This is a genomic window from bacterium, assembly GCA_035528375.1.
Taxonomy (GTDB): Bacteria; RBG-13-66-14; RBG-13-66-14; order RBG-13-66-14; family RBG-13-66-14; genus RBG-13-66-14.
Genome location: DATKYS010000079.1, coordinates 1 through 25,497, shown reverse-complemented (window position 1 = coordinate 25,497; position 25,497 = coordinate 1). Strand labels below are relative to the sequence as shown.

The following is a 25,497-nucleotide window of genomic DNA, read 5'->3' as shown; positions in this document are numbered from 1 at the left end:
GCCCATGCGAATCGCCCTTTTAGGAGCCGGCCTCATGGGTCGGGCCGTGGCCCACGACCTTCTGCGGAGCTCCGAGCTCGAGGAGCTGCGCCTGGCCGACGCCGACGAGAAGCGCCTCGACGCCCTTGCCGGACGGCTCGACAATGACCGGGTGCGGACCAGTCGCCTGGACGCGACCGACGAGAGGGCCGTCGCGCGCTGGATTGACGGCTGCGACGCGCTGGTCTCGGCCTCGAGCTACCGGCTGAACCTCGGCCTGTCGCTGGCGGCCATCTCCGCGTGCACCCACTTCGTGGACATGGGAGGCAACTCGGACGTCGTCGCCCGGCAACTAGAGCTGGACGGCGAGGCGAAAAAGCGAGGAGTGACGATCATCCCCGACATGGGTCTCGCGCCGGGTCTGGTCAACGTCCTCGCGCGGCGCGCCGCGGAACTCACCGACCGCCTGGATACCGTCCGCCTCCGCGTGGGCGGCCTGCCGCAAACCAAGCGCGGCGAGTGGAACTACGAGCTGGTCTTCTCCGCCGAGGGGCTGGTAAACGAGTACCGGGAGCCCTGCCGGGTCCTGCGTGAGGGGAAGGTCGTCACCGTGGCGCCCCTGACCGAGGTCGAGACGGTCCACGACCCCGAGCTGGGCGAGTTGGAAGCCTTCCACACCTCGGGCGGCTCCAGCACCCTGCCACAAACCTTCACCGGAAAGGTCCGCTCCCTGGAGTACAAGACGCTGCGCTACCCGGGGCACGCCCGGCTGGTGCGCGCGCTCTTCGAGCTGGGCCTGGACGGTGAGGACGAGGTGGAGGTGGACGGGAGGAGGGTTAGGCCGCGCCGTCTCCTGGAAAAACTCTTCGAAAACCTGGCGGGTGAGGGGCGGGACCTGGTGGTCCTCCACGGCGAGTTCACCGGCGAGAGGGATGGTAAACCGCTGACAATCTCCTGCCGCCTCTTGGACTACGCCGACGAGGATACGGGGCTCACGGCGATGATGCGCTGCACCGGTTTTCCGGTGTCGGTCACGGCGCGGATGCTGGCCGACGGCCGGATTACGGAGCGCGGCGCCCTGCCCCCGGAGCGGGCCGTCCCCGCCGCCGAGCTCCTCGAAGAGCTCGACCGCCGGGGCATTTCCATCCCATTCACGGAGAGCGCCCCGTAAGGCCGGGCTCCGACAGTTTATTCCTGCCTGCCACGTTTACGATTAAAACCCCGGCCAGCACCAGGACGCCCCCCACCGCCGCCAGCCACGTCAACAGTTCGCCGAGGAAGACGTACCCCCACAGGTGGGCCAGGACGGGGATGAGGACGATGAACGCCGCGACCTGGCTCGGGTCGGAACGCGAGAGCGCCCAGTTCCACGCGAAATACCCCGCCAGGGAGGCGACCAGCCCGAGGTAGCCGCCGATTAAAAGGAGCGTCCCGGGTGAGGCGAAGGCCTCGAAGAAGGTCCGGTCAATGAAAAAGAACGCCGGCAGGCCGCCCAGGAAAAAAGTGGCCGCGGTCAGGAGCCGGATGTCGCAGCCCGCGTTCATAATTTTCTTGGAGACCACGGTGTAGCCGGACCAAGCGAGCGGCGCGCCGAAGACGACGAGGGCGTACCACAGGTACTCCAGTTTAAATCCCGCCCCCGACCCGTACCGCAGAACGACGAAGAGGCCGCCCAGGGCCACGGCGATGCCGGCGAACCGGACGAGACGCGGACGCTCCGTCCGGGCCAGCACGCTGAAAAGATAGGTGAAGAGGGAACCGCAGGCGACGATCAAGGACGACGCCGCCGAGGTGACCCCGGCGAGCCCGAAGGTCAGGAAGAGGTGATAACCGGCGACTCCCAGGAGGCCGGCACCCGCTATTTTCCACGGGTGTCCCTTTAAAAGTTTCGCGAACTCCCGCCGACGGTGGACGAGGTACACGCCGCAGACGAGCCACACCGGGAGAAAGCGCAGCAGGACCGCCGCGCCGGGCGAGAGGGTCGAGAGGCCGAACTTCAGCGCGGCGAAGGCCCCGCTCCAGACCAGCACCACACCGAACATCACCAGAAGCGCCGGACCGCGGTCCTTCGACATGGCCGCCATGCTACCAGAAAAGGTCATCCCCAACCACGGGTGAATTTTTCCAAATGGCTAAACCGGGAAAAGCCCTCGCCTACCTGGCTCTCATCGCCCAGACGCTCATCTCCGCCGGAACGTACATTTTGGGCAAGTACGCCGTGGCGGAGTTGGAGCCGCTCAGCCTCTGTTTTCTGCGTTTCGGCGGCGCGGCGATCATTCTCCTCGTCATCTGCGGGCTGAAGGGCGTGGACCTGCGCGTCAAAAAGGAGGAGCTGCCCCGGCTGATCGGCCTCGGTGTCCTGGTGGTGATGGCCGATCCGCTCCTTTTCCTCTACGGTCTGCGGCTCTCCACCCCGGCCCAGATAAGCCTCCTGTATCCCCTGACTCCCGTTTTCGTGCTCATCTTCGCCGGCCTGCGCGGCCTGGAGAGGCCCGGCCGGATGCGCTGGCTCGGCGTGGTCCTCTCCCTCGCCGGGGTGAGCCTGTTCCTGACGCAGAAAGGCTTGAATTATCAGACCGAACACCTCTTCGGCGACCTGTTGGTCCTGGGAGCCGTGGCGAGCTGGGCGCTGTACACGACGTTCTCGAAACCCCTCGTCGAGAGACGCGGGACGCTGGCGGCGCTGACCCTGGCCGTCTGCGCCGGGATGGTCCTCTTCACCCCCGTCGGCCTCACGGCGACGCTCACCGCCGACCTCTCCTCGGTGAGCTGGCTGGCCTGGCTCGGCCTGGCGTACCTCGTCGTCATGACCGTCGTGGTGGGCTACTTCTGCTGGAATTACGCCCTGGGGCGCCTGGAAGCGAGCCAGGTGGCGGTCATGGCCAACGGTCAGCCCGTGGCCACCACGATTCTCGCCGCCCTTTTCGTCGGGGAGCAGATTACACTCTGGTTCGTCATCGGCGGGGTGATAACCCTCACCGGCGTTACCATCGCCCAACTGGGCGGCCGGAAGCGGGGCGTAATCAGGCAACCCGCCGCCTGATGCGCGAAACCCCCCAACCTTCCACCTGTCCCCTCAGGTGAGACCTGCTGGTGACGGTCCGGGGTGAGGGTAAGCGTGCGGGTATATAACCGTCCCGATGGCCGTGCATGATTGATGTGGCGGGGCGGCGGCTCCGTATGCCGCCCTAAATTTAAATATTACGGGCGGGTGTGGACACCCGCCCCTACGTCTGCAATCCGCGTATCCGACTCGTAGGGGCGACCGTCCACGGTCACCCGCGGTGGAACGGTGTAGGGCGGCCCCTCTGCGGGCCGCCGCGGCGGGGATTAAAATCCCCGCCCTACATTTACGGAACGGTTCGACCTAAAGGTCGGCCGATACGTCATCGTAATTTACGGGGTGAAGGTCGGTTGCGAGAACAGGCGGGGTACAGAGCCCCCGCCCTACGCCCAACGAATGGCATTTTACAGGAATAAAACATCCTCCAGCCCGGCGCGGATGTGCTTCGAAATGGGACCGGAGCGCAGTTCGACGAGTTGGCGCTCCAGGTCCACCATCCGTGCCGTGTACTCAGTCAGCGGCATTTTTCCCAGCCCGCGCGCCGCGTCCATGCCGGCGATGCGACCCTCGATCATGGCGCTGGTGGCCTCCTCGACCCCCGCGCAGTCCCCCGCCACGTAGAGCCCCTGGACGGTCGTCTCGCCGGTTTTCTTCCTCTTCGGCACCCAGCCCCCCAGCTCGCCCACGTAGGCGTGCTCGGCCCCGGCCATGCGCGCCAGCGTGTTCTGGGGCGAGAGCCCCACGGCCAGGCAGATTGCGTCGCAGGCGATTTCCCGCTCCGTGCCGGGAATCGGCACCCAATCCTTGTGTTTGACTATCTCCGCGCCGGTGACCCGGTCCTCCCCCATCGCCCGCTTTATCGTGTGGTTGACCAGAATCGGCACCCCGGCGCGACGAAGCTTGCTGGCGTGGACCTGGTAGCCGCCGTAGGTGGGCAGCCCCTCGACCACCGCCGCCACCTCGCACCCCGCCTGGATGAGCTGGTAGCTGACTATCAGGCCGATGTTGCCCGCCCCGACCATGAGCAGGCGCTCCGCGGGGAGGACGCCGTGGACGTTCATCAGGGTCTGCACGGCGCCGGCGCCGTAAACCCCGGGCAGGTCGTTGCCTGGGAAGGCGAGGAACTTCTCCGCCGCTCCGGTGGCGATGACGGTTTTTCCGGGCTCGAACTTGTGGTACGTCCCCGCCCGGTCCACGGTCACCACGCCGTCGGGGTAGATGCCCAGGACGCGCGAGTCGTTCCAGAGCACGACGTTGGGGTACTCGGCGAGCTCCTGGTAGAGCATCTCGCCGATGCGCAGGCCGCGGGTCCCGGCGAGCTGGAGCTTGCTGCCGAAGAATTTGTGTGTCTGCTTGACGAGCTGGCCGCCTGGTGCGGGCCCGTCGTCCACGACGAGGATTTTCAGGTCGAACGGGGCCGCCTCGACCGCCGCGCAGAGCCCTGCGGGGCCGCCGCCGACGATCAGCAGGTCCACCGGTTGCGGACGATGGACGGGCTCCATGGAAAAGGCGCTCACCGGGCACCCCCTTCCACCAGGAGGTGTCCCTTGTCGTGCTGGCGCCGGACGGCCATGCCCTCTCGCAGGGGGGTGACGCAGACGCGGGTGTTGGGCACGCCGTCCACCACCATCAGGCAGCTCGAGCAGTTGCCGATGGCGCAGAAGAAGCCCCGGGGTCGCTTTTCCTTTATCGAGTAGCGCAGGATGCGGACGCCGGAGTCGTGGAGCGCGGCGGAGATGGGCTCGCCCTCGTAGCCCCAAATTTCCTCGCCGTCCAGGGTGAACCGCACCCGCCGGCCCAGCTTGAACTGCAGAATGGGGTGGTTGGTGATTCTCATCGGCATCGTCCTTGGGGATTAAAAAGTATCACCGTATCTCTAATAGCCTTCCATGAAGTTGATCGTCAGCTCGCTGACGGCGGTGTCAGCCCACCTCTCTCCGGGATAAACGCTCAAAATAGTCAGCCGCAGCCAACTCACCATGTGCGTCTCGGCAAAAGGAAGACCCAAATAGATAACCTTGGGGTAGGGGTCATCCTCCAGCTCCCACTCAAGGCAAGTGCCGTCGGAGAGCACCAGCCGCACCTCCCGCGGCCGGCCGTTGGCGCGCCAGAGCTCCGGCGAGGCGCAGTACCCCGGCAGGAGGGCCACGCTCCACACCTCCGTTGGAATCCCCAGTTCGAGTGTGAGCGACTCCCCGACGCCGTCGCCCTCCACACCCTCGACCCAGGCGGTGCCGATGTCGCCGTCAATGGCGCGAGCGGGTGAGCAGTCGGCGGGGTCGTCGGCCAGGTAGCTGCTGGCGCTGACGAGCCACAGGGGTTCGAGAATCTTCTCCAGCTCGATATCCAAGAGCAGGTACTGCTGGTAGAGACTCTGGCTGATTCCACCGGGCGGTGAGCAGTCGCTGCGCATCGGCATGGCGAAACCCCAGCCGAATCCATAGGCTTCGGCGTCGCATGGCAGGTCGCGGGTGAGGATGAGCCGCTCGTCGGCGGTGCGGGCGATGAAATCGCCGCCCTCCAGCAGGAGCTCGGCGTCGTTTCCGGGCCGCCAGCTCAGGAGGTCGTAGCGGGAGTTGCCGCCCAGGAGCAGGTAGAGGCAGCCGTCGGGTGCGACGCGGTCCAGCGTCAGCACACAGCCCCGCGAAAGGTCCACCTCGACCACCGTCTCCGTTCCATCGCCGACGGAAAGGCGCAGGGTGACCACCCGATGCAGCGGCTCCGTGTCGTCAGACTCTCCCCACACCGGCCGCGATTCTAGCGGCTCCACCAGATACTCCAGGCCGTCGGGACCCGGCAGCGTCAGACTCACCAACCCTTCTGCCTCGACCCAACCCGCGTCGGTCGGCCCGGTCCCGGCCATAGCCGCCGCGCCGAGCAGGCAGCAGATGAGAGCCACCGATTTTCCCAAAATATCCCCCCTTCACCTGCGACCGGCGGAAATCTAGACCTTGAACTTGCGGTCCAGGCTCCGGTAGGCGATGCCCTCGGAGACGTGGGCCGCCGTTATCGCGTCCGCGCCCTCCAGGTCGGCGATGGTCCGGGCCAGCTTGAGCACCCGGTCGTAGGCCCGCGCGGAGAACCCCAGCCGGTCCACCGCCTGATGCAGGAGCTGCTGCGCCTCCGGCTCGGGCTGGCAGAAGGTGCGTATCATCTTGCTGGTGAGCCCGGCGTTGGAGTGGATGCCGGTGCCGGCGTAGCGTTTCTGCTGGCGCTCCCGGGCGGCGTTGACCCGCTCGCAAACCTGGGCGCTCGGTTCACCGCTGCGCTCGGCGGAAAGCTCCCGGTAGGGCACCGCCGGGACCTCGAGGTGGATGTCAATACGGTCCAGGAGGGGGCCGGAGATTTTCGAGCGGTAGCGCCGAATGGAAGCCGGGGAACAGGTGCAACTGTGGTTCGGGTCGCCGTAGTAGCCGCAGGGACAGGGGTTCATCGAGGCGACCAGGGTGAAGCTGGCGGGGAAGGTGAGGCTGATCTGGGCCCGGGCGATGGTCACCCGGCGGTCCTCCAGGGGCTGGCGCAGCACCTCGAGGACGTGGCGCTCGAACTCGGGCAGCTCGTCGAGGAAGAGGACCCCGTGGTGGGCCAGGGACACCTCGCCCGGCCGGGGGTAGCTCCCCCCGCCGATGAGCCCCGCCGACGAGATGGTGTGGTGGGGCGAGCGGAAGGGGCGCGTGGCGACCAGGGCCTGGTTCGGCGGCAGCATCCCCGCCACGGAATGGACCTTGGTCGTCTCAAGGGCCTCGTCCAGGGACATTTTCGGCAGGATGGTGGGCAGCCTGCGGGCGAGCATGGTCTTCCCGGCGCCGGGGGGGCCCATCATCAACAGGTTGTGCCCGCCGGCCGCGGCGACCTCCAGGGCGCGCTTGGCGTGCTCCTGCCCCTTCACGTCCTGCAGGTCCAGGGCGTAGTGGGCGGCCTGGGTGAACTCCTCCTGCAGGTCCACCTTGAAGGGCTCGGGGGTCAAACGGCCCTCGAGGAGCTCCGCCGCCTGGGCCAGGGTTTCCAGGGAGAAAATGTCGAGACCGTCCACCAGGGCGGCCTCCTTGGCGTTATCCTTCGGCACGATGAGCGCCTTGAACCCCTCATCCCGCAGCGCCACCGCGATGGGGAGGATGCCGTGCACCCCGCGCAGTGTGCCGTCCAGGGAAAGCTCGCCGACCACGGCAATCCGGTCGCGACGGACGGCCACCATCTGCCGGGTGGCGATCAAAACGGCCAGGGCGATGGGCAGATCGAAGGACGGGCCTTCCTTCTTCGTGTCGGCGGGGGCGAGGTTGACGGTGTAGGAGCCCGGGGCGAAGTCGTAGCCGGAATTGCGCACCGCCGCCCGGACGCGGTCCTTGGATTCTTTCACCGCCACGTCGGGCAGCCCAACGGTGAAGAAGGTGGAAAGGCCCGGCGATACGTCGGCCTCCACCTCCACCAGGTAGCCCTCGACACCTCGCACCGCCGCCGAGAAGACTTTGGCCAGCATCGGATTAAACCCCGCAAATAACGAATTGGAGCAATTTTACCAGAGCCCTGGGCTCGGGGCAAGGCAACGTAAAAACTCTGACACGGATGACAGTTTATGTCAGCGGCCCTCGGTAACGTTAATTATGTCATGACGTTGACCGCAGACATACGGATAACTAAACCGAGGAGGCCATGTGAACCACAAACTGGCTTTGGGCGTGACCGTCCGCCGTCACCGTCAGAGGCTCGGCCTCTCCCAGGAGCAGTTGGCGAAAAGGGCCGGCCTGCACCGGACCTACATCGGCAGCATCGAGCGCGGCGAGCGCAACATCACCCTGGTGAACATCTTACGGCTGGCCCAGGGATTGGAGATGGACATCGTCAAGCTCTGTGAGGATATGCTGGCGCAAAAAGACAGAACGGACCGGCACATCTCCTCGACTTTGGCGGGCCTGAGCCGGTAGGACGGAAAGTGCAGCACCGCGACGCGGACACGAATCTGGTGTTCGGCAGAACGGCCCCGCGGACCGAACGCAACCCAGATGAAAAAAAGCCCGGTCAGGCTTGATTAATTCGCAACAAGCCGCTAGAATGGTGGGTGAGATGTATTCTCATTTGGGAGGTCCGCCATGGCCATCCCCACCTACGAAGAGGCCGAGCACTCCTTGAGGAAGTACCTCGCCCTGCGCGGTCTCCGCTGCACCGTCGAGCGCCTCGCCATTCTCAAAACCGCCTGGGAGCACCAGGGTCACCCGAGCGCCGAGGAGATAGCCCGGGAACTGTCAAGGGGACCTCTGTACGTCAGTCGGGCCACCGTGTACCGAACCCTGGACCTCCTGGTGGAGACCGGCCTCTTGACCTGCTCCAGCCTCGGTGAGGGACACCGGCACTACGAGATTGGCGCCGAGCATCACGACCACCTGATCTGCCGCTCCTGCGGGCGGGTCATCGAAATTCGCAGCTCCGAAATGGAAAAGCTGCAGGACAGGATTTGCATGGAGAACGACTTCGAGAACGTCTCCCACTCCCTGGAGATAATCGGCTACTGCTCGCATTGCCGCAACGGAAGCAGGCACTAGCGGATTCCTGAGGCATTGAAAAAGGCGCTCCGGGCGCCTTTTTTCCAGTTACGCGATGTGGGATCTTGGCGAGGTTAGACAACTCCGTTTCTTTCGATGCACGGGCTCAAACGGGCGGGTGTGGACACCCGCCCCTACGTTCATACCCCGCAAATCTCACCCGCAGGGGCGACCGTCCACCTATCCCATCTTCTGGACCAGTTCCCGGGCCCAGTCCCGGGCCGTCTCCAGCTCCCGGTAATCCTGGTTCACCGAGATATCAACCCCCTCCTTTTTGGCTATCCCGGTCATGATCCCCTTGACGGGGAAGCGGTACTCCGCATAGTTCGCCACACCGGGGAAGGCGCCGATTGCGAGGGGGGCGAGGCCGGGAACCTTCTCCTTGACTTTATCGAAATACTCCCCGAAAACCTTCTGCTTCCCCTCCTCGGTCTGGGCGGCCAGGCAACAGAAGAAGACGGCGTGTCTCTTTCCCGCCTTCACCGCCCTCTTGGTCAGTCTTACGGCCGGTCCGAGCCACGTCCCCGCCCGGATGCTCCCCCCGATGACGACGAAATCGTAGAACGCGAGGTCTCTGACCTTCTGGGCCGGAAAAACGTCGGTCTCGTGCCCGGCCCGACTCAGCTCCTCGACGATTACCTCGGCGTAGGACTTAGTCGAGCCGTAGCCACTGGCGTAGCCGACCAGAACCTTCATCAGTCCTCCTTAAGCTCGCGCTGATCAGCGAACCGTCCGAACTCCGCGCGAATATCATGCGACGACCATGATATTCACCACGCCCCTCGCGGTTCACCCGGTTGGTTCAACCCGCCGCGCCTCTAATCCCTTCCGCCCGCCCCGCAAACCGACGATGAGCGCCGCCAACGCCACCGCAAACCCTACGCCCAGAGCCCACCAACTCACACCGTGGTATTTCCCCTCGACCAGAGTATTGGTCAGCATCAGCAGGGCGAAGACCGGGTAGACCAGCCAGATGGAACGTAGAAAAACCACGGCGGCCGTTAAGAGTAAACCCAAAAAGCCCATGATCAGGGCCGTCGCCGGGTCACCGAACAGGCCGTCCACCCAGAAGCCGAGGAAGCTTACCACCCCACCGGCGGCGACTGCGGTCAGTGTCCCCCCGAGACCCGACCCGAACCTTTTAAGTACCGTTAAAGGCACCAACCAGAAGCTGACCAGGGCCACGGCCAGGCTCATCGGCAGGAACAGCAACATGTATTTCAGGATTACCGTCCAGCCCGGGGGAGTTGCGAGCAGTTCCGTCAGCACGCCGGAACCCAGCAAACCCGCGCCCAGGGCGACTATCAGCAGCAGAGCGCCGACCCACGGTCTCCAACCCCGGCTGGGTTCGCGGAGTCGCAGGCCCGCTTTGCTTCCAACGTTCAGGGGCAGGAGGATACCCGACGCCGCGACGTAGAGCATCATGAACAGGGCCAGGCTCAGGGCTTCGGCCCATCCCTCCAGCGCCCGACCCAGCCACTGCAGCAGCCCCCAACTGGTCAGGTAGACGACGACCACCAGGGCCGTCCGTCCCCACCAGAAGCGTCTCTCCCCTTCGTTCATCGGCTCCTCCATGCGGAGAGCTGCGGTTTTCCGATTGACGAGAACAGCGGTGCGTCGGTTGCCCACGGAGGCCGCTGGAAAATTGTCGGGCAATGGTCTGCTCAAACGGCGTGCCGCCTCCAGGAGTCGGGGTCTCGGCTCACTGGACCACGATGGACACCAGCCGCCCGGGTACGACGATGAATTTCTTGAGAACTTTGCCGTCGGTGTAGCGTGCAATGTTTTCCATCCCGAAGACGGCATTGCGAATCTCGTCATCACCGGCCTCTGCGGAGACTGTTATCTGCCCGCGGATTTTTCCGTTTATCTGCACCGCCAGCATCACCGACTCCACCTCCAGGGCGCTGGAATCCCACTCGGGCCAGGGGCGGTCGTGGACCGACTCTTTTTCGCCGAAGCGCCCGTTCAGTTCCTCGCAGATGAAGGGGGCGATGGGTGCCAGGACGTCCACTAGGTCGCGCAGGCAGGCGGCGACCACCGTGTGCGCCCCGTCGGGGATGCCCCCAGCTGTTTCCAGGGCGTATATGTCGTTGACCAGCTCCATGGCCGCCGCGATGGCCGTGTTGAAGTGGATGCGCTCGATGTCCTCGGTGAACTTCTTCACCGTGGCGTGGCGTTTGCGGTGCAACTCACGGAGCGCCCCGGAGAGCGACGCGGGGGCGTAATCGAAGCTCGTCAACCGCCACCGGCCGTCGAAGAGCCGCCAGACGCGGCCCAGGAAGCGGTACACCCCCTCCACTCCCTCCTCGGTCCACTCCATCTCCTTGTCGGGCGGCGTGGCGAAGAGGGTGAACATCCGCCCCGTGTCGGCGCCGTAGCGCCCGGTGATGTCCTCGATGCCCACCGTGTTGCCCCGGCTCTTGCTCATGGCCTTTCCGCCCAGGGTCACCATGCCCTGGGTAAAGAGGCGGGTGAACGGCTCGGAGAAGGATAGCAACCCCGCGTCGCGCAGCGCCTTGGCGAAGAAACGGGCGTACATCAGGTGCATGATGGCGTGCGTGATGCCGCCGATGTAGGTGTCCACGGGCAGCCAGCGGTCCACGGTTTTTTTGTCGAAGGGCCGGTCCGTCGGTTGGCTGGCGTAGCGCAGGAAGTACCAGGAGCTGTCCACGAAGGTGTCCATTGTCTCGACCTCGCGCCGCCCCGGGCCGCCGCACTTCGGGCACTTCACGCGGACCCAGTCCTCCGCCTCGGCCAGCGGCGGGTGGCCCTTGGGCCGGAAGTTCACGATGCGGGGCAGGAGCACCGGCAGGTCGTCGTAGGGCACGGGAACCACGCCGCACTTCTCGCAGTGGATAAGGGGGATGGGCGTGCCCCAGTAACGCTGGCGCGAGATGCACCAGTCGCGCAGGCGGTAGTTCACCCGCCGGCGGCCGTAGCCCCCGGCCTCCATCATGTCGGCGATGCCGTCCACCGCCTCGGCGGACGTCCGGCCGTCGAAGGGGCCCGAGTCGGCCAAAATCCCAGGCAGGACATAGGCGTCCGTCATCGTGTCGGCCGTCAGGATCTCCCCGGGGGGCATGACGACCGGCAGAATTTCCAGGCCGTACTTCCTGGCGAAGGCGAAGTCGCGGGTGTCGTGGGCCGGCACGGCCATGACGATGCCGGTGCCGTACTCCAACAGGACGTAGTTGGCCACCCAGACGGGCACCCGTTTCCCGTTGACGGGATTGACCGCGTGGCGCCCGGTGAAGACACCTTCTTTTTCCGTCTCGTCGGCGGCGCGCAGGAAGCGGTCCTGGTTCAAAACCCGGTCCACGAAGGCGCCGACCTCGGCCTCCCGCTCCGTCCCCGCGACCAGGCGCCGCACCAGCGGGTGCTCAGGGGCCAGCACCACGTAGGTCATCCCGTAAACGGTGTCCACCCGGGTGGTGAAAACTCCGAAGGGCTCGCCGAAGCCTTCGACGCGCAGGTCGAACTCGACCCCCTCGGAGCGGCCGATCCAGTTCCGCTGCATGGTCCTCACCTCGGCGGGCCAGTCCTCCAGGATGTCCAGATCGTCCAGGAGCTCCTGGGCGTAGTCGGTGATTTTGAAGAACCACTGTTCCAGGACCTTCTGCGTCACCTCGTCCTTACACCGCTCGCAGCGGCCGCCCACGACCTGCTCGTTGGCCAGCACCGTCCGGCAGCTCGGGCACCAGTTGGCGGAGCTCTCCTTGCGCTCCACCAGCCCCATCTCGAACAATTTCAGGAACAGCCACTGGGTCCAGCGGTAGTAGTCCGGCTTCGAGGTGTCCACCTCGCGGTCCCAGTTGTAGGGGATGCCGATCCGCCGCATGGCCTGCTTGAAGGAGGCGATGTTCGCCCGCGTCCACTCGTCGGGGTCGGTGCCGTGTTTGATGGCGGCGTTCTCCGCGGGCAGCCCGAAGGCGTCCCAGCCCATGGGGTGCAGCACCTCGTACCCACGGCGGTGGCGGTAACGGGCGATGACGTCCCCGATGGAGTAGTTACGGGCGTGGCCCATGTGGAGCGTCCCCGAGGGGTAGGGGAACATGTCCAGGACGTAGTATTTGGGCCTTTGGCCGATGAGGGGGCGATCGGGGCGCGCGAAGCGGCAGAAACCCGTGTCCCAACGGTCCAGCCACTTAGCTTCCACGTCTTTGGGCCTGTACGGCTCGGTCATAGAAAAACTCCTCAAGTCTGCGACGGCGAAGCAGTAATCTACAGCGGTAGTAAAAAACCCGCGTCCAGTGGCGCGGGTCTCGTGTAGAACGTTATCCCGCTACCCTTGCCGCCTTTCCAAGGCGAGAGTAAGCGGGCTCACCGAAGACGAATGGTGCGCTCCGTGACGACGCTCGCGGTACATCTGGAAACGGTTCTCCATCATCATCGGTAACTCCCGAAAACCTCCGGCAAACGGCCGGTGAAACGAAGCGAAGCGAGTTATGCCCCGGTAAAATATAGGTCACGGTCCGGCGTTTGTCAAGCCGATCCGCCCCGACCCGCGGGCGGGGCCTGCTTCTCCTCCTCGTAGATGAGGATGGCGCCGCAGTTCTCGCAGAACTCGAGGGTTTCTCCACGACGCACCAACAGGGCTCTACCGCTGGGAACGGTGACGTGGCAGGATTGGCACACTCCGCCCAGCATCTTGGACACGGCGTTCAGGTTGTGACGCTGGTAGAAGCGCTGGTAGTGGACAAGAAGATCGCGTTTGATCTTGTCCTTCATTTCGTCCTTGCCCGTGGCGATCTGTTCCAGCTCCATGCTGATCGCGCGGATCTCGTCGTCGGACAGACCCTCGTTGCGTAGATCCTCCAGGGCGTGGCCCAGGCGGTGTAGCAGGTGATCCATTTCTTGCAGCTTAGCCACCAGACGCAGCTGCTCTCTCAAGACACCCCCTTACCCTTAAGAGCGGTTTGATTCTAAGGTCGGCGCGGAAAAAAAGCAAGCGGCACAGTAAAATCCACTCTTGACGATAACGGTTTTTTAGGGTATTTTTAAACGTGGTGGGTAGTATATACGCTAATTTTGAAACGCCCGGCGAGCGCATCAATTTTATAAATACGCACCCGCCGTCTGAACACACTCGAAATTCGGGCTATAATTACTTCGAAAACAAACCAACCCACCGGAAATCGAACGACCCCTCGGCGTTTACCGAGATGAGGTCACAAGTGCTACGGGGGCTTGAAATGCGAAGGATGCTGTTAACATTACTGGTCGTACTGACCTTCTCTCCGGCGTTAGCCAACATCAGCGTTTTCTCCGACACACAAAACCCCCTGGCCGCCCAATCCGAGTCCCGTCCGGCGGGTTGGGTCTACGTCCCCGAGGTTATCTTCTGCGGGGCCCGCATGTTCCTCGCCGCGGCCCAGTACTCCCACACGGATCTGTGGGGGTATGATTTCTACGCCAACGACCAGGCGCTGCGGCTGGTGTACAACTGCATGACCTACCTCCTCGACCCCGATGCCCAGAGCGTTACCTCGGGGACCATTGGCTGCATGGGCGAGTTCGGTATACCCAACGGGCTCCAGGAAGGGTATCCCCCCTTCCCGCCCTGGGACATTGATTTTATGCAGTATCTGGAGGACAACCTCTCCGGCGTGGGCTGCACCTTCGATCTGGTCCACATCACCGGCAACGACCCGCTGGTGGACGCCGGGCAACCCCTCTACGACATCGTCATGATCGGCGATGAGTGGGTAGAAAACCGGCTCCACACCCGCAGCGAGTACTCGACCTACGTCGGCCTCGGCGGCAAGCTGATCCTCGCGGGGACCTGGAACGATGTGCCCGATCCCTCCGGCATGCAGCTCGCGTTCCTCCCGAAAAACACCATCTGGATCAAGCGGTTCAGCGTCTTCGAATTCCTTCTCCCCGCCGAGGACCCCTCGCATCCCATCGCCAAGAACATCAACAACCCAGCCTGGTGGTACGCCACGTACGAACTGCTGGGAATGGTGATCAACCCCCACAACTTCAACAAAATCGTTGACTACGACGAAGAGTACTACACGAAGATTTTCTCCAATCCGCCCGGCTACCCCGACAGCCCGACCACCCTCGTCCTCGGTGGTCAGTGGATTGAAGAAGATAGCGTCACCGAAACGAGCTGGGGGTCCATTAAGGCGCAGTTCTAGACTTCTCACGTAACACGGCGGACCGCGGTCCGCCGTTTTTTTTAGGGATCACCACTTCAATTCGGACCAGCACGATGTTGAGACGACCGCTAACGATCTGTCAGCACACTTTTAAAAGAAGAGATGCTGAATGTAAAAGGTGTATGGCGGCCCTTCCACGGGCCGCCGAAAAGGGCGGGGATTACCTTCGGTCGCAGATACCCATCCCCGCCGCCCCCCTCCCCGGCCCGTGCCTCGCAGACTCCCTCAGAGTGGGAAGGGGGAATAGGGCAGCCCTCGCCACATCGGCCACCCTCCGCGGGCCCGAGCACTACCAGCCCACCGGCTCCCCTCCGTCCAGAATCACTTCGCCGTCCACCTCCAGGGTGGGTCCGCGGACGATTCCGTCCAGGTGGCTCGCCACGCTCACCCTACCCCCGAAGGTCGAGTTGTCGCCGAGGGCCACGTGGCAGGTGCCCAAAACCTTCTCGTCCTCCAGGACATTCCCGGAAACCGTCGCCGTCTCGTTGGTACCGATTCCCAGCTCGGCCACGTTGCGGGCGTCCCACCCGTAGGGCGTGATGAGCCTCTCCAGTTCCTCGGCCTCCTCGCCCCCCCCGGATTTCAACCACCGACCCGTCGGTCACCACCAGCTCGATGTGGTCGGTCAGGAGTCCCACGCCGGCCATGGAGCCGTCCACGACCAGAAGGCCCACCGCTGTGCCTTCCACGGGCGCCACGTAAACCTCACCCGCGGGCAGGTTGGCGAAATCTCCCGGCCGGTGATTGATGCCGCCGTCGGCGTGAAAGGTCCGCCCCTCGATGGAGAAAGTGAGGTCCGTCCCGGCGGGGGTGCCGAGCCTGACCCGGCTCTTCCCGCCGAGTACGCCGAGCAGACGCTCGTTGCGCCGCTCTATCTCGTCATAATCCGCGACGAGGGTGCGGCCCATAACCTCGGGAGTTATGGTGGGCAGGCTGGCGATTCTCGCCCCCGCTCGGGTGGCGGCCAGCCGCGCTGCGGTGTGGCTGAGACTTTTGCTGGTGGGCATGAGAATCACGTCGGCCCCCAGCATCGCCCGGGCCACGGCCTCCGGCGGCTCCTCGCCGTGGCTCCCCCGGGGCGTCATCTCCAGAATGAGCGGCTCGGCCCCCGCCGCGAGGCAGGGGGAGGAGAAGAGGGGACCGAAGTCGCGCTGGGGTGTGTCCACCACGATCAGCACCGACTCGCCCGCCTTCACGCCCATACACCTGAGGACGGCGATTTCGGCGGCCTTCTTCAGCTCGGCGGTTATCATCGGCTCCTCTCGGGCTGGGGTTCAACGTCAGAGGGTTCGCAGTAGTCTATCCCTTCGATTTGGGCCTGACCCCTCCCCCCTCCCACCAGGGCAGCACCATGGGGTCGGAGAATAGATCGTGGAAGGCGCCCCGGTGGTCCACCCCCCGCATCCCCGTCCGGACCGTCTCCGGTTGTCGGTCCGGTGGGATACCGAGCACCGACCAGAGCTCGTCCACGCGTAGGGAGGGTACGGAGGGCTCGAACCAGAGGGAAAATTTTAAAAGTCCCCCGCGGATCTGCAAATCGAGTAGCGAAGCCCTGACCTCGAACTCCTTCGATTCGCCGTCCTTGACCCGGGTGACGAGGAGCTTTTTCTGGGTCAGAACCTGCGCTATTTTTTCGGAGAAACCCTCCGGGGGCCTCTTGAAGCCGGCCAGGTACTCGGCCACACGGACGCACTCGGAGAGCTTCGGCGCCCCGGGGCGCAACTCCACCGCCCGCTTGACCGAAACCCCCGGCGGCAGGCTGCGGTTCAGGCTCTCGACGAACACCTTTTCGGAGAACCAGGTGGCCAGCTCCACCTCGGCCACCTCGGCCCTGCTCTCCACGCCCAGGGGGAGGGGCAGGGCCACGACCAGCCGCGGCTGGGGGTTGAACCCCGAGGACATCCGCAGGGTGTACCCGGCCCGGCGGATGGACCGCGCCAGGAGGTTCTTCAATTCCAGGTGTCCCAGGAGCGAGGCGGGCCAGATTTTCTCGAACTCGAACCTCACCCGGACCTTGAGGGGCGGCTCGGGGAGGTTGGGCTCCGGCGGGTAGAGCATCAGGCGCTCGAGCTCCCCCTCCAGCGCGCCGAGGGTGCCGGGCTCGCACAGCTCGGGCTCCACCCCGCACACGTTGCACCCGGACCGGCGGCAGTCCAGGGAAATTTTTCCCTCCATCGCCCGGGCGCGCTCCTCCAGGAGGTAGGTTTTATGGACCAGGTTGTTCACGCAATCCCAGGGCAGGCGGGCGTCGAGGGGGAGCTCCCGGTTGGCGTACTCCTCCAGGCTCAGACCGGCCGCGGCGAAGGACTCACGCCAGCGTCCGAGGTCGAAGAATTCGTCCCAGGCGTCGAAAACCGCCCCGCGCCTGTGCGCCTCCAGAATCGCCCGGCTCACCCGCCGGTCGCCCCGGGTCAGGGCGGCCTCGACCAGGGCCATCCGTGGGCTGTTCCATTTGATATTTATCTTCCGGTGCCGCAGGTCGCCCTGCAGGCGGGCCAGCTTCTCCTCCAGCTCCGCGAGGGACGTTTGGGCGGCCCACTGGAAGGGGGTGTGCGGCTTCGGGATGAAGGGGGAGAGGGCGACGTTGACCATCTGCTTTTTGCCGGAAACCTCCGCGCAGCGCCGCGACAGGGCGATTAGGGCCGCCAGGTCCTCCCCGGTCTCCGTGGGCAGCCCGAACATGAAGTAGAGCTTGAGCGTGGTGAAGCCCGTCTCGAATATCCGCCGGGCCAGTTGCACCACCTCGTCGTTGGTGAAATGGGGCTTGTTGATGACCTCCCGGAGTCGCTCGCTCCCGGCCTCGGGGGCGATGGTCAACGAGCCCAGCCTCCGGCCCGACAGGAGCCACTCGAGCCGGATGACCGCCTCGCCCACCCGCAGGCTGGGGAAGCTGATCGAGGGCCCGCGGTGTCCGAACTCGGTCAGCACCCGCTCCACCAGACGGGCGAGCCCCCGCCAGTCCGTTGACGAGAGGCTGGACACGTTGGCCTCGTCGTAGCCGGTGAGCCGGAGCTGGCGCACCAGCTCGTCGAAGACCTCGTCGGCCTCCAGGGAGCGGACGGGACGGTAGATCATCCCCGCCTGGCAGAAGCGGCAGCCGCCCGTGCAGCCGCGCATCACCTCCAGGGTGACCCGGTCGTGGACGATGTCGGTCCCGGGGACCAGGGGGCTTTCGATGTGGGGATCGAGGCCGGCCAGTCGCCGATCCACCGCCGCGGAGCCCGGGTCGGGAACGAGCTGACCGGTGGCGTCCTCGGTGCCGATGCGAATCCGGTTCGGCAGGTAAACCCCGGCGCAGCGGCCGAGTTCCTCGAGGGCGGCACGCTTGTCGAAACCGGCATCGCCTCGGGCACCCGCCACCGCCCGAACCAGCTCGGGGAGGAAATCCTCCGTCTCCCCCACGAAGCCGGCGTCCACGAAGTCCGCCAGCGGCTCGGGGTTGGTCGTGCAGGGGCCGCCGACGATCACCAGCGGCGGGCCGTCCCCGCGCTCTGCGGCGGTGAGGGGTATCCCCCCCAGCTCCAGCATTTTCAGAAAATTCGTGTAGGATAGCTCGTAGCCGAGGGTCACGGCCACGACGTCGAAGGCGTGGAGGGGTCGTCTCTGCTCCAGGGAGAAGAGAGGGAGGCCGCGGCGGACGAGGGCCTCCTGCATGTCCGTCCAGGGCAGGAAACAGCGGTCGCAGGCGGCGTCGGGATTCCGGTTGAGCCGGTCGTAGATTATCCGCCCCGCCAGATTGCTCATCCCGATCTCGTAGGTGTCGGGAAAGCACCAGCAAACGTTGACGAGGCCGGCGGGGTTCTTGCGGTAGGCGCCCCACTCGCCGCCGACGTAGCGTGCCGGCCGCTCCACCGACAGGAGCATCCGGGAAAAATCCTCGTCCTTGAGCAAGGGCGCCTTTCTGGAAAGGGCGGGGGATGGACCCACGCCCTTGTCTCACGGGATCGTCGTTTCCTGACTGACCGGAATCGCCTCGGTTGGGCGAATCGGCGGACCGTCACCGGCGAAGGGTGCCGCGGACGGGGTTACGTGGGACCGGCGGGAACGGCCCACCCGACCGTCCCCCGACGTGCTCTTCGAGCAGCCCGCCCGGTTCGCATGCGCCTTCCACCGGCTCTAAACGTCTGAACCAGGGAACTTGTCCGGCGGCCTAGCGGGCGATGACGATCCGGCTCGTCCGGACGCCGCAGTCGGTATCCAACTTCAAGAGGTACACGCCGCTCGGCAGCCCGGTCGAATCGAAAGCGACCTCGTGGCGCCCCGCGGTGTACTCGCCCCCGGCCGCAACGGCCACCCGACGGCCGGCGAGATCGTAAAGATTCAGAGCCACTTGAGCGGTCCGGGGCAAACTAAAGGCCACGCTGAACCCTCCCGTCGCCGGGCAGGGCCAGGGCGCGGACAGGGCCAGGGGGGCGGCGCTCTCCCGCCAGTCCACCCAGGACGAGAGGTAGCTCTGCCTGGAACCGTCGGAGGAAAGGGTCTCCATGCGGTAGCGGTAGCTGCCGGGGGAGGCGGGCCGGTCGAGGAACCGTCCCCGGGGTTCGAGCTCGTTCGAGTGCAGCTTCACCTCGCCGAGACCGTCATCGCGGTAGAGCTCGATACCCAGCACGTCGCCCTCGACGGACCAGGTGACGAGCACCCCGTCCCCGTCGGGAACGGCGGTGAGCTCGACCACCGGCGCGTCGGAGTTCCCGAGCTTGTACAGGAGCCAGCCGTTCGGGTCGAAGACGACCCGTGAGATGGCGGCGGGCACGGAGAAGGCCTGTTCGTCCACCCGCTGGTCATCGTCGAAAACCACGTCCACCGTGCCATCCACGGTGACGAGCTGGAGGTCCACCGGGGTGACGAAGACTTCGGGGGTTATTCCGTCGGAGGAGTCCTGCATCTGGGAGAGCCGGATATGGCACATCCAGCCGTTCGGGGTCTGTTCGCTCCAGACGACAACGTCGTACTCGGGGTAACCGGCCTTGTAGACCCACTGGTCGAAGAAAGTATCCAGGGAGCCGGGACCGCCGTAGTAGTCCTCGGCCACGGCGATGAGCTCCTCGGTGGTGACGGTGCCCGAGTCGTCGTCGGAGACGTACTCCCGGAGCATGTTCAGAAAAGTATTGTCGTCGCCCCGGTGCCGGAGCATGTGCAGCACCCACGCCCCCTTCTTGTAGACGGTGGTGCCGAAGAGGAAGTCGGGGTCGTAGACCGGGTAGCGGTAATAGGAATCCTCGTTGAAGTACTGGACCTTGAACCCCGCCATGTAGTTGCGAAGCCCCTCCGCTCCACCGATGTGCTCGGCCCAGAACGCCTCCACGTAGCTGGCGAACCCCTCGTTGAGCCAGATGTTCGCCCAGGTTTCGCAGGTGATCCAGTCGCCGAACCACTGGTGCCCCAGCTCGTGGACGACCACCCAATCCCAGGTATGGTCGCCGATGATGAAACCGGAGGAGTAGGTGGTCGTGGTGGTGTGCTCCATTGCCCCGCCGATCTCGGTTATCATGTGACCGAAGCGGGGGTACTTGTAGTCGGTGAAAAGCCCCGAGTTGAACTCGACCATCTCCGGGGCGATGGAGAGGTCCTCCTCGGCCTCGGGTGCGTGTTCCCAATAGACCCAGTTGTCCACGTGCTGGGGACCCTGACCGATGTCGAAGGTATCGTAGAAGAAGTAGTAGTCGCTGGCGGCCATGGCCACCAGGTAGGTCGGCATGTCGAAGTCGGCCTCCCAGTTGAAGGTCTTCGTGCCGTCGCCGTTATCCACGGTGGACATCAGCTCGCCGTTGGAGGCCACCAGCCAGTCGTCGCGGACGGTGTAGCTCTGGTTGCAGGAGAACCGGTCGTCGGGTGAGTCGTAGCAGGGGAACCAGCCGCTCGAGTCGTAGGGCTCGGTGAAGGTGTGGATGATGCCGCCGTTGGCCGTGTCGGCGTACATGCCGTAGGGGGGGATGCCGGAGTACTCGATGACGATCGTGAACCTATCCCCGATGTCGAAGGTCCGGTCGAGGGTTATGGTGAGGATGTCCCCGGAGCGCTCAAAATCGAGGTACAACTGGTCGCGGAGGACTGCACCGACGGTGAGCTCCTCGGCCAGCTCCATCTCGACGAAGTGGAGGCCGTTTTCGGTGGATTTCAGGGTCCAGGCGGCGGTGCCGTCCAGGGTGCACCACACGGGCTCGATGTCGCCGAAATACTTCAGGGTCAGGCTCAGGTCCAGGTTTTCCTGGTCGAAATCCGCGCCCGCCCGTTCCGGTTCGCCGCGCTGGACGGCCTTCGCCGCGGCGGTGGCCTTGGCCGCCGCCTCCAGGGCCGCGGCATCGAAATAGGGGTCCAGCGTCGGTGGAACGTGGGCCGAAACCCCGAAGGCCGAGAGAACGAAGACCATCAGGAAAATGCGCATCGTGAACTCCGATTTTTAACTGCCGCACTTCTACATACCCATGTTCGCATAAAAAACGCCCCGCCGCAAGGGATGGGGTGGGGCGGGGGGATGCCCGACCGTCAACCGACCAGTTTACCTTCCCGTACGACGAAGCGACCGCCCACTAGGACCGCCGCGGGTCTGCCTTTCAGCCGCGCTCCGTGGAAGGGGTTGTTGCGCCCCTTGCTGGCGAAAGCCTCCACGTCCACCGTCCACTCACGCGCCAGATCCCAGACGGTCACGTCGGCGGGGTAGCCCGGGGTCAGGGAGCCGAGGGCGAGCCCCAGGACCTTGGCCGGCGCGGTGGTCATGGCCCGGACGAGGCGTTCCAGGGGGAGCTCGCCGGTGAGGACCAATCCGGTGTAGAGGGCGGCGAAGGCCGTCTCGAGGCCGGCGATGCCGTCGGCGGCCCGGGCGAACTCGGTCTGCTTCTCGGCCACGGTGCAGGGTGAGTGGTCGCTGGCGATGACGGAAATGGTCCCGTCCGCCACCGCGCCAACCAGGACCCTCCGGTCGGCGTCGGTTCTCAGGGGAGGGGAGACCTTGGCGTTCGTGTCGTATCCCTCGCAGGCGGCGCCGGTCAGGAGCAGGTTGTGGGGCGTCACCTCGGCGCTCAGGGGAACGCCGCGCTCGCGGGCGTACCGGATGATGTCCACGGTGTCGGCGCTGGATACGGGGCTCAGGTGGACGGGGCATCCCAGGGAATCGGCTAAGATGACCTCGCGGGCGGCGATCACCTCCTCGGCCACCGAGGGGACGCCGGGCAGACCGAGCTCGGTGCTCGTCCGCCCCTCGTGCATCACCCCGTCGGCGGCGAGTTCCGGGTCCAGGGGGAAGCTGAGAACGGGGAGCTCGAACATCCGCGCGTAGATGAGCGCGCGGCGCATGACGGCGGCGTCGGCCACGGGGTGGTCATCGTCGGAAACGGCCAGGGCTCCGGCGACGGCCAGCTCGCCCAGCTCGGCCAGTTCCTTCCCCGCCATGCCCTTGGTCACCGCGCCGATGGGAAAGACCCGCACCACGCCGTCCCGGGCGGCCCGACGGCGGATGAACTGCACCACCGTCTGGTTGTCCATCACCATTTCCCGCGTGCTGCGGCAGGCGACGGCGGTGTAGCCCCCCAGGGCGGCGGCCCGGGTGCCGGTGGCGATGGTCTCCCGGTCCTCGCGGCCGGGCTCGTTCAAGTGGACCTTGGTATCCAGGAGCCCCGGCGTAACCAGAAGACCCGAGCAGTCGAGGACCTCCGCGCCCTCGGCGGCGACGTCCCGCCCCACCAGGGCGACGAGGCCCTTCTCGATCAAGATGTCGGCAGGTGAGTCCAGGTCGTTGGCCGGGTCCAGAACCCGCCCGCCTTTCAAGAGCAGCGCCTTCACGCCACCCCCTTCCCCATCGCAAGGAGGTAGAGCACCGCCATGCGGACGGTGACCCCGGCGGCTATCTGCCGCTGGAGGTGGGGACGGGCACGCTCGGCCACGGTGGCGGTGACCTCCACCCCGCGGTTGATGGCCCCGGAGTGCAGGATCATCACGTCGGGCTTGGCCAGCGCGAGCCGCTCGGTGTTCAGGCTGTAGAAGCGGGAGTACTCCCGGAGGCTGGGCAGGAGCTTGTCGTTTCCGTAGTCCAGGCTGACGCGGGTGGTGATGATGACGTCGGCCGCGTCCACCGCCTCCTCGACGGTGTGGAAGACCTGGCAGCCGAACTCGGAGAGCCCCTCGGGAATCATGGTGCTGGGGGCGCCCACGGCGACCTGGGCCCCCAGCTTGACCAGGCAAAAAAGGTCGCTCTTGATGGCCGAGGCGTGGCGGATGTCACCCAGCAGGGCGACCTTCAGCCCCTCGATCCGCCCCCGGGCCCGGCGGATGGTGTAGGCGTCCACCAGGGCCTGGGTCGGGTGCTCGTGGGCCCCGTCGCCGGCGTTGATGACGCTGGCCTCGACGTTGCGCGCGAGCTGCACCGGCGCACCGGCCAGATGGTGCCGCACCACGATGATGTCCACCCCCATGGCCTGGAGGGTCAGGGCGGTGTCGGTCAAGGTCTCGCCCAGGGCGCTGGGGAGCTGGCCGATGTTGATCAAATCGGCGGAAAGGGCTTTGCAGGCCCTCTCGAAGGATATGCGCGTCCGGGTGGAGGGGGTGTAGAAGAGGTTAGCGACTATCTTGCCCCGCAGGGCGGGCAGCTTCTTCACCGCCCGGGTGGAGACCTCCTCCAGCTTGGCCGTCTGGTCGAGAATCAGCTCGATCTCGCCGACATCGAGCTCGCGGATACCCAACAGGTCTTTGCTCTTGAGCATTTTACGTCACCCGTCTGCGCCGGTAGAGGAATACGCCCGGCTCGGGGTCGTCCAGCCGCACCAGGACCAGCTCTCCCGGGGCGGGCGTCACGCGGAGGCCCACGTAGTCCGGCTGGAGGGGAAGCTCCCTCCCCGGCCGCTCGGCGACGACGACGAGGCGTATCGCCTTGGGACGGCCGAAGTCTATGAGCTCGTCAATGGCGGCCCGGACGGTCCGGCCCGTGTAGAGGACGTCGTCGGCCAGGAGCACCACAACGTCGTCGAGGGGGAAGTCAATCTCCGTGGCGCCGACCTCTGGCAGGTAGCCCAACCGGTGGATGTCGTCCCGGTAGAGTGTGATGTCCACGAACCCGAGGGGGACCGGTGCCCCCTTCAGCTCGGTGAGCCTTTCGGCCAGGAGGTGGGCGATCCTCTCGCCGCCGGCGCGCACCCCTACCACGGCGAGGTCCGGCTCTTTAGCGAACTCCCGCGCCACCCGCTCCACCAGGTCGTCGAGGAGTTTTTCCAACCGGGCGCCGTCGGCGACGACCGCGGTCTGAATCAGTTCCTGGCTCTTCTCGGCCATGTACACCCTTCGTGGCGAGTCGGTACGCGGATAATACCTCGCTGCCCCCTCGCGGCCGTCGGCGCTCTCGTGTCGGTTCAGTCTGCGGTTAAGGAATCACCAGCCCTCTTCGCGGCCGTCGGCGCTCTCGTGTCGGTTCAGTCCGCGGTTAGGGACCTCACCAGCCCTCTTCGCGGCCGTCGGCACCCCGCCGTCATTCCTCGCCGGTTATCTCCACCAGCCGCCGGTAACCCTCGCCCGCGAGGCGGAAGGTTTCACTCTCGGGCTCCAGGCTGGCGCTGGCGAGGGCGGTTTTATAGGCCTCCCGCGCCGCGACGAGGTAGAAGTAGGTCCGGTCGTTGATGGCGAAGTAGGCCTGTTTTATCTCCTCGTCGGACGCGCCGCCGGTGATGACGACGTCCTGGAGCATTTCTCCGAATTCCTCGAAAACCCGGGCGGCCTTGAGCTGGGCCTCGGCCACCAGGGCCGGCTCACCGAAGGACGCCGCGCCCGAGAAGCCGCGGGCGGCCCGGTCCATCAGCGCCGTTTTACGCTCCAACTGCGCCCTGACCTCGGTCAGGTCGCCGCCCACGGTCACGCCCATGTAATCGTGAAAACCGTTCTCCCCATAAACGTAGTAGGCGTGGGCGATGACGGGGCTGCCGTAGCGGTTGACCGCCTTCCGGGAGTGCTCCTGGACGGCCCGGGTGTAGAGCTCGAGGGCCCCCTCGGAGTCACCCCCGCCCTCGGCCATAAGGCCCAGGGCGGCGTAGGCCTCGCCGACCCAGATGTAGAACGCCGGGTCGTCGGTGTGGCGCGCGATGAACCGGTCCAGGCCGTCGGCATCGTCGGCGTTAATCGCCTCGCGCAGGGGGACGAGCTCCGCCTCGGGGTTGTTATCGTACCGATTCTCCAACTCGCGAAAATATTCCCGTGCCCGGGGCCAGCCGACCGCCGTCTCGGCCATCAGCCCGGCGCGGAACAGGGCGGCGGGAGCCAGGTCGTCGTCGGGGTAATCCGCAGCCAACCGGGCGTATTCCGCCTCGGCCGCCGCGGGGTCTTTCAGCCAGAGCTGGAAGATGAGCCCCCGCCGGTAGAGGGCCGCCACTGCAACCTCGTGCTCCGGATACCTCTCGATCAGGTCGGCGTAGGATTCCAGCACCCGGTCCAGCTTTTCCCGCGACACGGTGTCGAGGAAAACGGCGGGGATCTGCGGCACCTCGCCCTCCAAGGCCAGAACCCGGTGGTACTGCGCAACCTTGGAGTTGGAGGACCACCGTTCGGCCAGCTCCGGCTCCTTCTTCGGGTCCACCATGTCGCAGGCGCGCAGGTACATCTGCCGGGCCTTGTCGTAGAGACCGGCGTCGAAGGTCTGGTCCCCCAGCCGCGCCAGGAGCGACGCCTGGCTGACGCGGCGCGCTTGGGCGTCCAGCTCCGGGTGGTACTCGGTGAGGAAGCGGCCAAAAAACTCCTCTGCCCGGTCGTCCTCCCCGACGCGGTAGAGCAGCTC

The 25,497-nt window shown here is 65.7% G+C and carries 21 protein-coding genes; 5 read left to right on the top strand and 16 right to left on the bottom strand.

Annotated features, from left to right (window positions below):
• Positions 1 to 4: 4 nt before the first annotated feature.
• Positions 5 to 1,150 (top strand): saccharopine dehydrogenase C-terminal domain-containing protein, encoded by a 1,146-nt coding sequence (locus VM054_06375; GenBank protein HUT98684.1) that lies wholly within the window; start codon positions 5 to 7, stop codon positions 1,148 to 1,150.
• On the opposite strand, the gene VM054_06370 is transcribed toward VM054_06375, so the two are convergent.
• On the bottom strand, positions 1,131 to 2,081 hold the full coding sequence (locus tag VM054_06370; protein HUT98683.1) for a DMT family transporter: 951 nt from the start codon (positions 2,079 to 2,081) through the stop codon (positions 1,131 to 1,133). The two genes, VM054_06375 and VM054_06370, sit on opposite strands and share 20 nt — an antisense overlap.
• A 26-nt stretch (positions 2,082 to 2,107) precedes the next feature.
• On the opposite strand from VM054_06370, the gene VM054_06365 reads away from it, so the two are divergent.
• A complete protein-coding gene (locus VM054_06365) occupies positions 2,108 to 3,022 on the top strand; it encodes a DMT family transporter (protein ID HUT98682.1) in 915 nt (304 codons plus the stop codon).
• Positions 3,023 to 3,447: 425 nt separating this feature from the next.
• Here VM054_06365 and VM054_06360 read toward each other — a convergent pair whose 3' ends face one another.
• From VM054_06360 to VM054_06345, 4 genes are read right to left on the bottom strand one after another with little or no spacing between them, the layout of a single operon-like run.
• On the bottom strand, positions 3,448 to 4,560 hold the full coding sequence (locus tag VM054_06360; GenBank protein HUT98681.1) for an NAD(P)/FAD-dependent oxidoreductase: 1,113 nt from the start codon (positions 4,558 to 4,560) through the stop codon (positions 3,448 to 3,450).
• On the bottom strand, positions 4,557 to 4,880 hold the full coding sequence (locus VM054_06355; protein HUT98680.1) for a (2Fe-2S)-binding protein: 324 nt from the start codon (positions 4,878 to 4,880) through the stop codon (positions 4,557 to 4,559). Before VM054_06355 ends, VM054_06360 begins: the two co-directional genes overlap by 4 nt.
• 39 nt (positions 4,881 to 4,919) lie before the next feature.
• Positions 4,920 to 5,942, bottom strand: coding sequence for a discoidin domain-containing protein (locus tag VM054_06350; GenBank protein HUT98679.1), 1,023 nt, complete (start codon positions 5,940 to 5,942; stop codon positions 4,920 to 4,922).
• A 45-nt stretch (positions 5,943 to 5,987) separates the two neighbouring features.
• Positions 5,988 to 7,520, bottom strand: coding sequence for a YifB family Mg chelatase-like AAA ATPase (locus VM054_06345; GenBank protein ID HUT98678.1), 1,533 nt, complete (start codon positions 7,518 to 7,520; stop codon positions 5,988 to 5,990).
• 175 nt (positions 7,521 to 7,695) lie between these two features.
• Between VM054_06345 and VM054_06340 the strand changes: the two genes are divergently transcribed.
• A complete protein-coding gene (locus VM054_06340; protein HUT98677.1) occupies positions 7,696 to 7,965 on the top strand; it encodes a helix-turn-helix transcriptional regulator in 270 nt (89 codons plus the stop codon).
• A 165-nt stretch (positions 7,966 to 8,130) separates the two neighbouring features.
• Complete coding sequence (locus tag VM054_06335; GenBank protein HUT98676.1) at positions 8,131 to 8,580, top strand: transcriptional repressor; 450 nt, start codon at positions 8,131 to 8,133, stop codon at positions 8,578 to 8,580.
• A 180-nt stretch (positions 8,581 to 8,760) separates the two neighbouring features.
• Here VM054_06335 and VM054_06330 read toward each other — a convergent pair whose 3' ends face one another.
• From VM054_06330 to VM054_06315, 4 genes are all read right to left on the bottom strand, one after another.
• Positions 8,761 to 9,276, bottom strand: a complete 516-nt coding sequence (locus VM054_06330; GenBank protein ID HUT98675.1) for a flavodoxin domain-containing protein — start codon at positions 9,274 to 9,276, stop codon at positions 8,761 to 8,763.
• Between the two features lie 93 nt (positions 9,277 to 9,369).
• On the bottom strand, positions 9,370 to 10,143 hold the full coding sequence (locus tag VM054_06325; protein HUT98674.1) for a hypothetical protein: 774 nt from the start codon (positions 10,141 to 10,143) through the stop codon (positions 9,370 to 9,372).
• A gap of 139 nt (positions 10,144 to 10,282) precedes the next feature.
• A complete protein-coding gene (leuS, locus tag VM054_06320) occupies positions 10,283 to 12,766 on the bottom strand; it encodes a leucine--tRNA ligase (GenBank protein ID HUT98673.1) in 2,484 nt (827 codons plus the stop codon).
• Between the two features lie 299 nt (positions 12,767 to 13,065).
• Positions 13,066 to 13,473: a C4-type zinc ribbon domain-containing protein gene (locus tag VM054_06315; GenBank protein HUT98672.1), complete on the bottom strand. Its 408-nt coding sequence runs from the start codon at positions 13,471 to 13,473 to the stop codon at positions 13,066 to 13,068.
• A gap of 302 nt (positions 13,474 to 13,775) precedes the next feature.
• Here VM054_06315 and VM054_06310 point away from each other — a divergent pair, with 302 nt between their 5' ends.
• The gene (locus VM054_06310) at positions 13,776 to 14,726 is read left to right on the top strand and encodes a hypothetical protein (protein HUT98671.1); all 951 of its coding nucleotides are present in this window, start codon (positions 13,776 to 13,778) and stop codon (positions 14,724 to 14,726) included.
• A 410-nt stretch (positions 14,727 to 15,136) separates the two neighbouring features.
• Here VM054_06310 and VM054_06305 read toward each other — a convergent pair whose 3' ends face one another.
• The 7 genes from VM054_06305 to VM054_06275 all read right to left on the bottom strand — a co-directional run.
• Positions 15,137 to 16,000, bottom strand: coding sequence for an aminopeptidase (locus VM054_06305; protein HUT98670.1), 864 nt, complete (start codon positions 15,998 to 16,000; stop codon positions 15,137 to 15,139).
• A 46-nt stretch (positions 16,001 to 16,046) separates the two neighbouring features.
• Complete coding sequence (locus tag VM054_06300; GenBank protein ID HUT98669.1) at positions 16,047 to 18,638, bottom strand: TIGR03960 family B12-binding radical SAM protein; 2,592 nt, start codon at positions 18,636 to 18,638, stop codon at positions 16,047 to 16,049.
• 259 nt (positions 18,639 to 18,897) lie between these two features.
• Complete coding sequence (locus VM054_06295; protein HUT98668.1) at positions 18,898 to 21,132, bottom strand: M1 family aminopeptidase; 2,235 nt, start codon at positions 21,130 to 21,132, stop codon at positions 18,898 to 18,900.
• Between the two features lie 101 nt (positions 21,133 to 21,233).
• Positions 21,234 to 22,526 carry a dihydroorotase gene (locus VM054_06290; protein HUT98667.1) on the bottom strand — a complete coding sequence of 431 codons (1,293 nt, stop codon included), beginning with the start codon at positions 22,524 to 22,526 and terminating at the stop codon, positions 21,234 to 21,236.
• On the bottom strand, positions 22,523 to 23,443 hold the full coding sequence (locus VM054_06285; protein ID HUT98666.1) for an aspartate carbamoyltransferase catalytic subunit: 921 nt from the start codon (positions 23,441 to 23,443) through the stop codon (positions 22,523 to 22,525). Before VM054_06285 ends, VM054_06290 begins: the two co-directional genes overlap by 4 nt.
• A 1-nt stretch (position 23,444) precedes the next feature.
• Positions 23,445 to 24,008, bottom strand: a complete 564-nt coding sequence (gene pyrR / locus VM054_06280) for a bifunctional pyr operon transcriptional regulator/uracil phosphoribosyltransferase PyrR (protein ID HUT98665.1) — start codon at positions 24,006 to 24,008, stop codon at positions 23,445 to 23,447.
• 193 nt (positions 24,009 to 24,201) lie between these two features.
• Positions 24,202 to 25,497, bottom strand: a 1,296-nt coding sequence (locus tag VM054_06275) for a tetratricopeptide repeat protein (protein HUT98664.1), incomplete at its 5' end; no start/stop codon positions are given.

Excerpts from the sequence above, each read along its gene's own strand:
- VM054_06325 (HUT98674.1), bottom strand. The coding sequence starts at position 10,143 with ATGAACGAAGGGGAGAGACGCTTCTGGTGGGGACGGACGGCCCTGGTG.
- VM054_06330 (HUT98675.1), bottom strand. The coding sequence starts at position 9,276 with ATGAAGGTTCTGGTCGGCTACGCCAGTGGCTACGGCTCGACTAAGTCC.
- VM054_06355 (HUT98680.1), bottom strand. The coding sequence starts at position 4,880 with ATGAGAATCACCAACCACCCCATTCTGCAGTTCAAGCTGGGCCGGCGG.
- VM054_06285 (HUT98666.1), bottom strand. The coding sequence starts at position 23,443 with ATGCTCAAGAGCAAAGACCTGTTGGGTATCCGCGAGCTCGATGTCGGC.
- VM054_06335 (HUT98676.1), top strand. The coding sequence starts at position 8,131 with ATGGCCATCCCCACCTACGAAGAGGCCGAGCACTCCTTGAGGAAGTAC.
- VM054_06370 (HUT98683.1), bottom strand. The coding sequence starts at position 2,081 with ATGACCTTTTCTGGTAGCATGGCGGCCATGTCGAAGGACCGCGGTCCG.
- VM054_06345 (HUT98678.1), bottom strand. The coding sequence starts at position 7,520 with ATGCTGGCCAAAGTCTTCTCGGCGGCGGTGCGAGGTGTCGAGGGCTAC.
- pyrR (HUT98665.1), bottom strand. The coding sequence starts at position 24,008 with ATGGCCGAGAAGAGCCAGGAACTGATTCAGACCGCGGTCGTCGCCGAC.
- VM054_06310 (HUT98671.1), top strand. The coding sequence starts at position 13,776 with ATGCGAAGGATGCTGTTAACATTACTGGTCGTACTGACCTTCTCTCCG.
- VM054_06305 (HUT98670.1), bottom strand. The coding sequence starts at position 16,000 with ATGATAACCGCCGAGCTGAAGAAGGCCGCCGAAATCGCCGTCCTCAGG.
- VM054_06295 (HUT98668.1), bottom strand. The coding sequence starts at position 21,132 with ATGCGCATTTTCCTGATGGTCTTCGTTCTCTCGGCCTTCGGGGTTTCG.
- leuS (HUT98673.1), bottom strand. The coding sequence starts at position 12,766 with ATGACCGAGCCGTACAGGCCCAAAGACGTGGAAGCTAAGTGGCTGGAC.
- VM054_06365 (HUT98682.1), top strand. The coding sequence starts at position 2,108 with ATGGCTAAACCGGGAAAAGCCCTCGCCTACCTGGCTCTCATCGCCCAG.
- VM054_06375 (HUT98684.1), top strand. The coding sequence starts at position 5 with ATGCGAATCGCCCTTTTAGGAGCCGGCCTCATGGGTCGGGCCGTGGCC.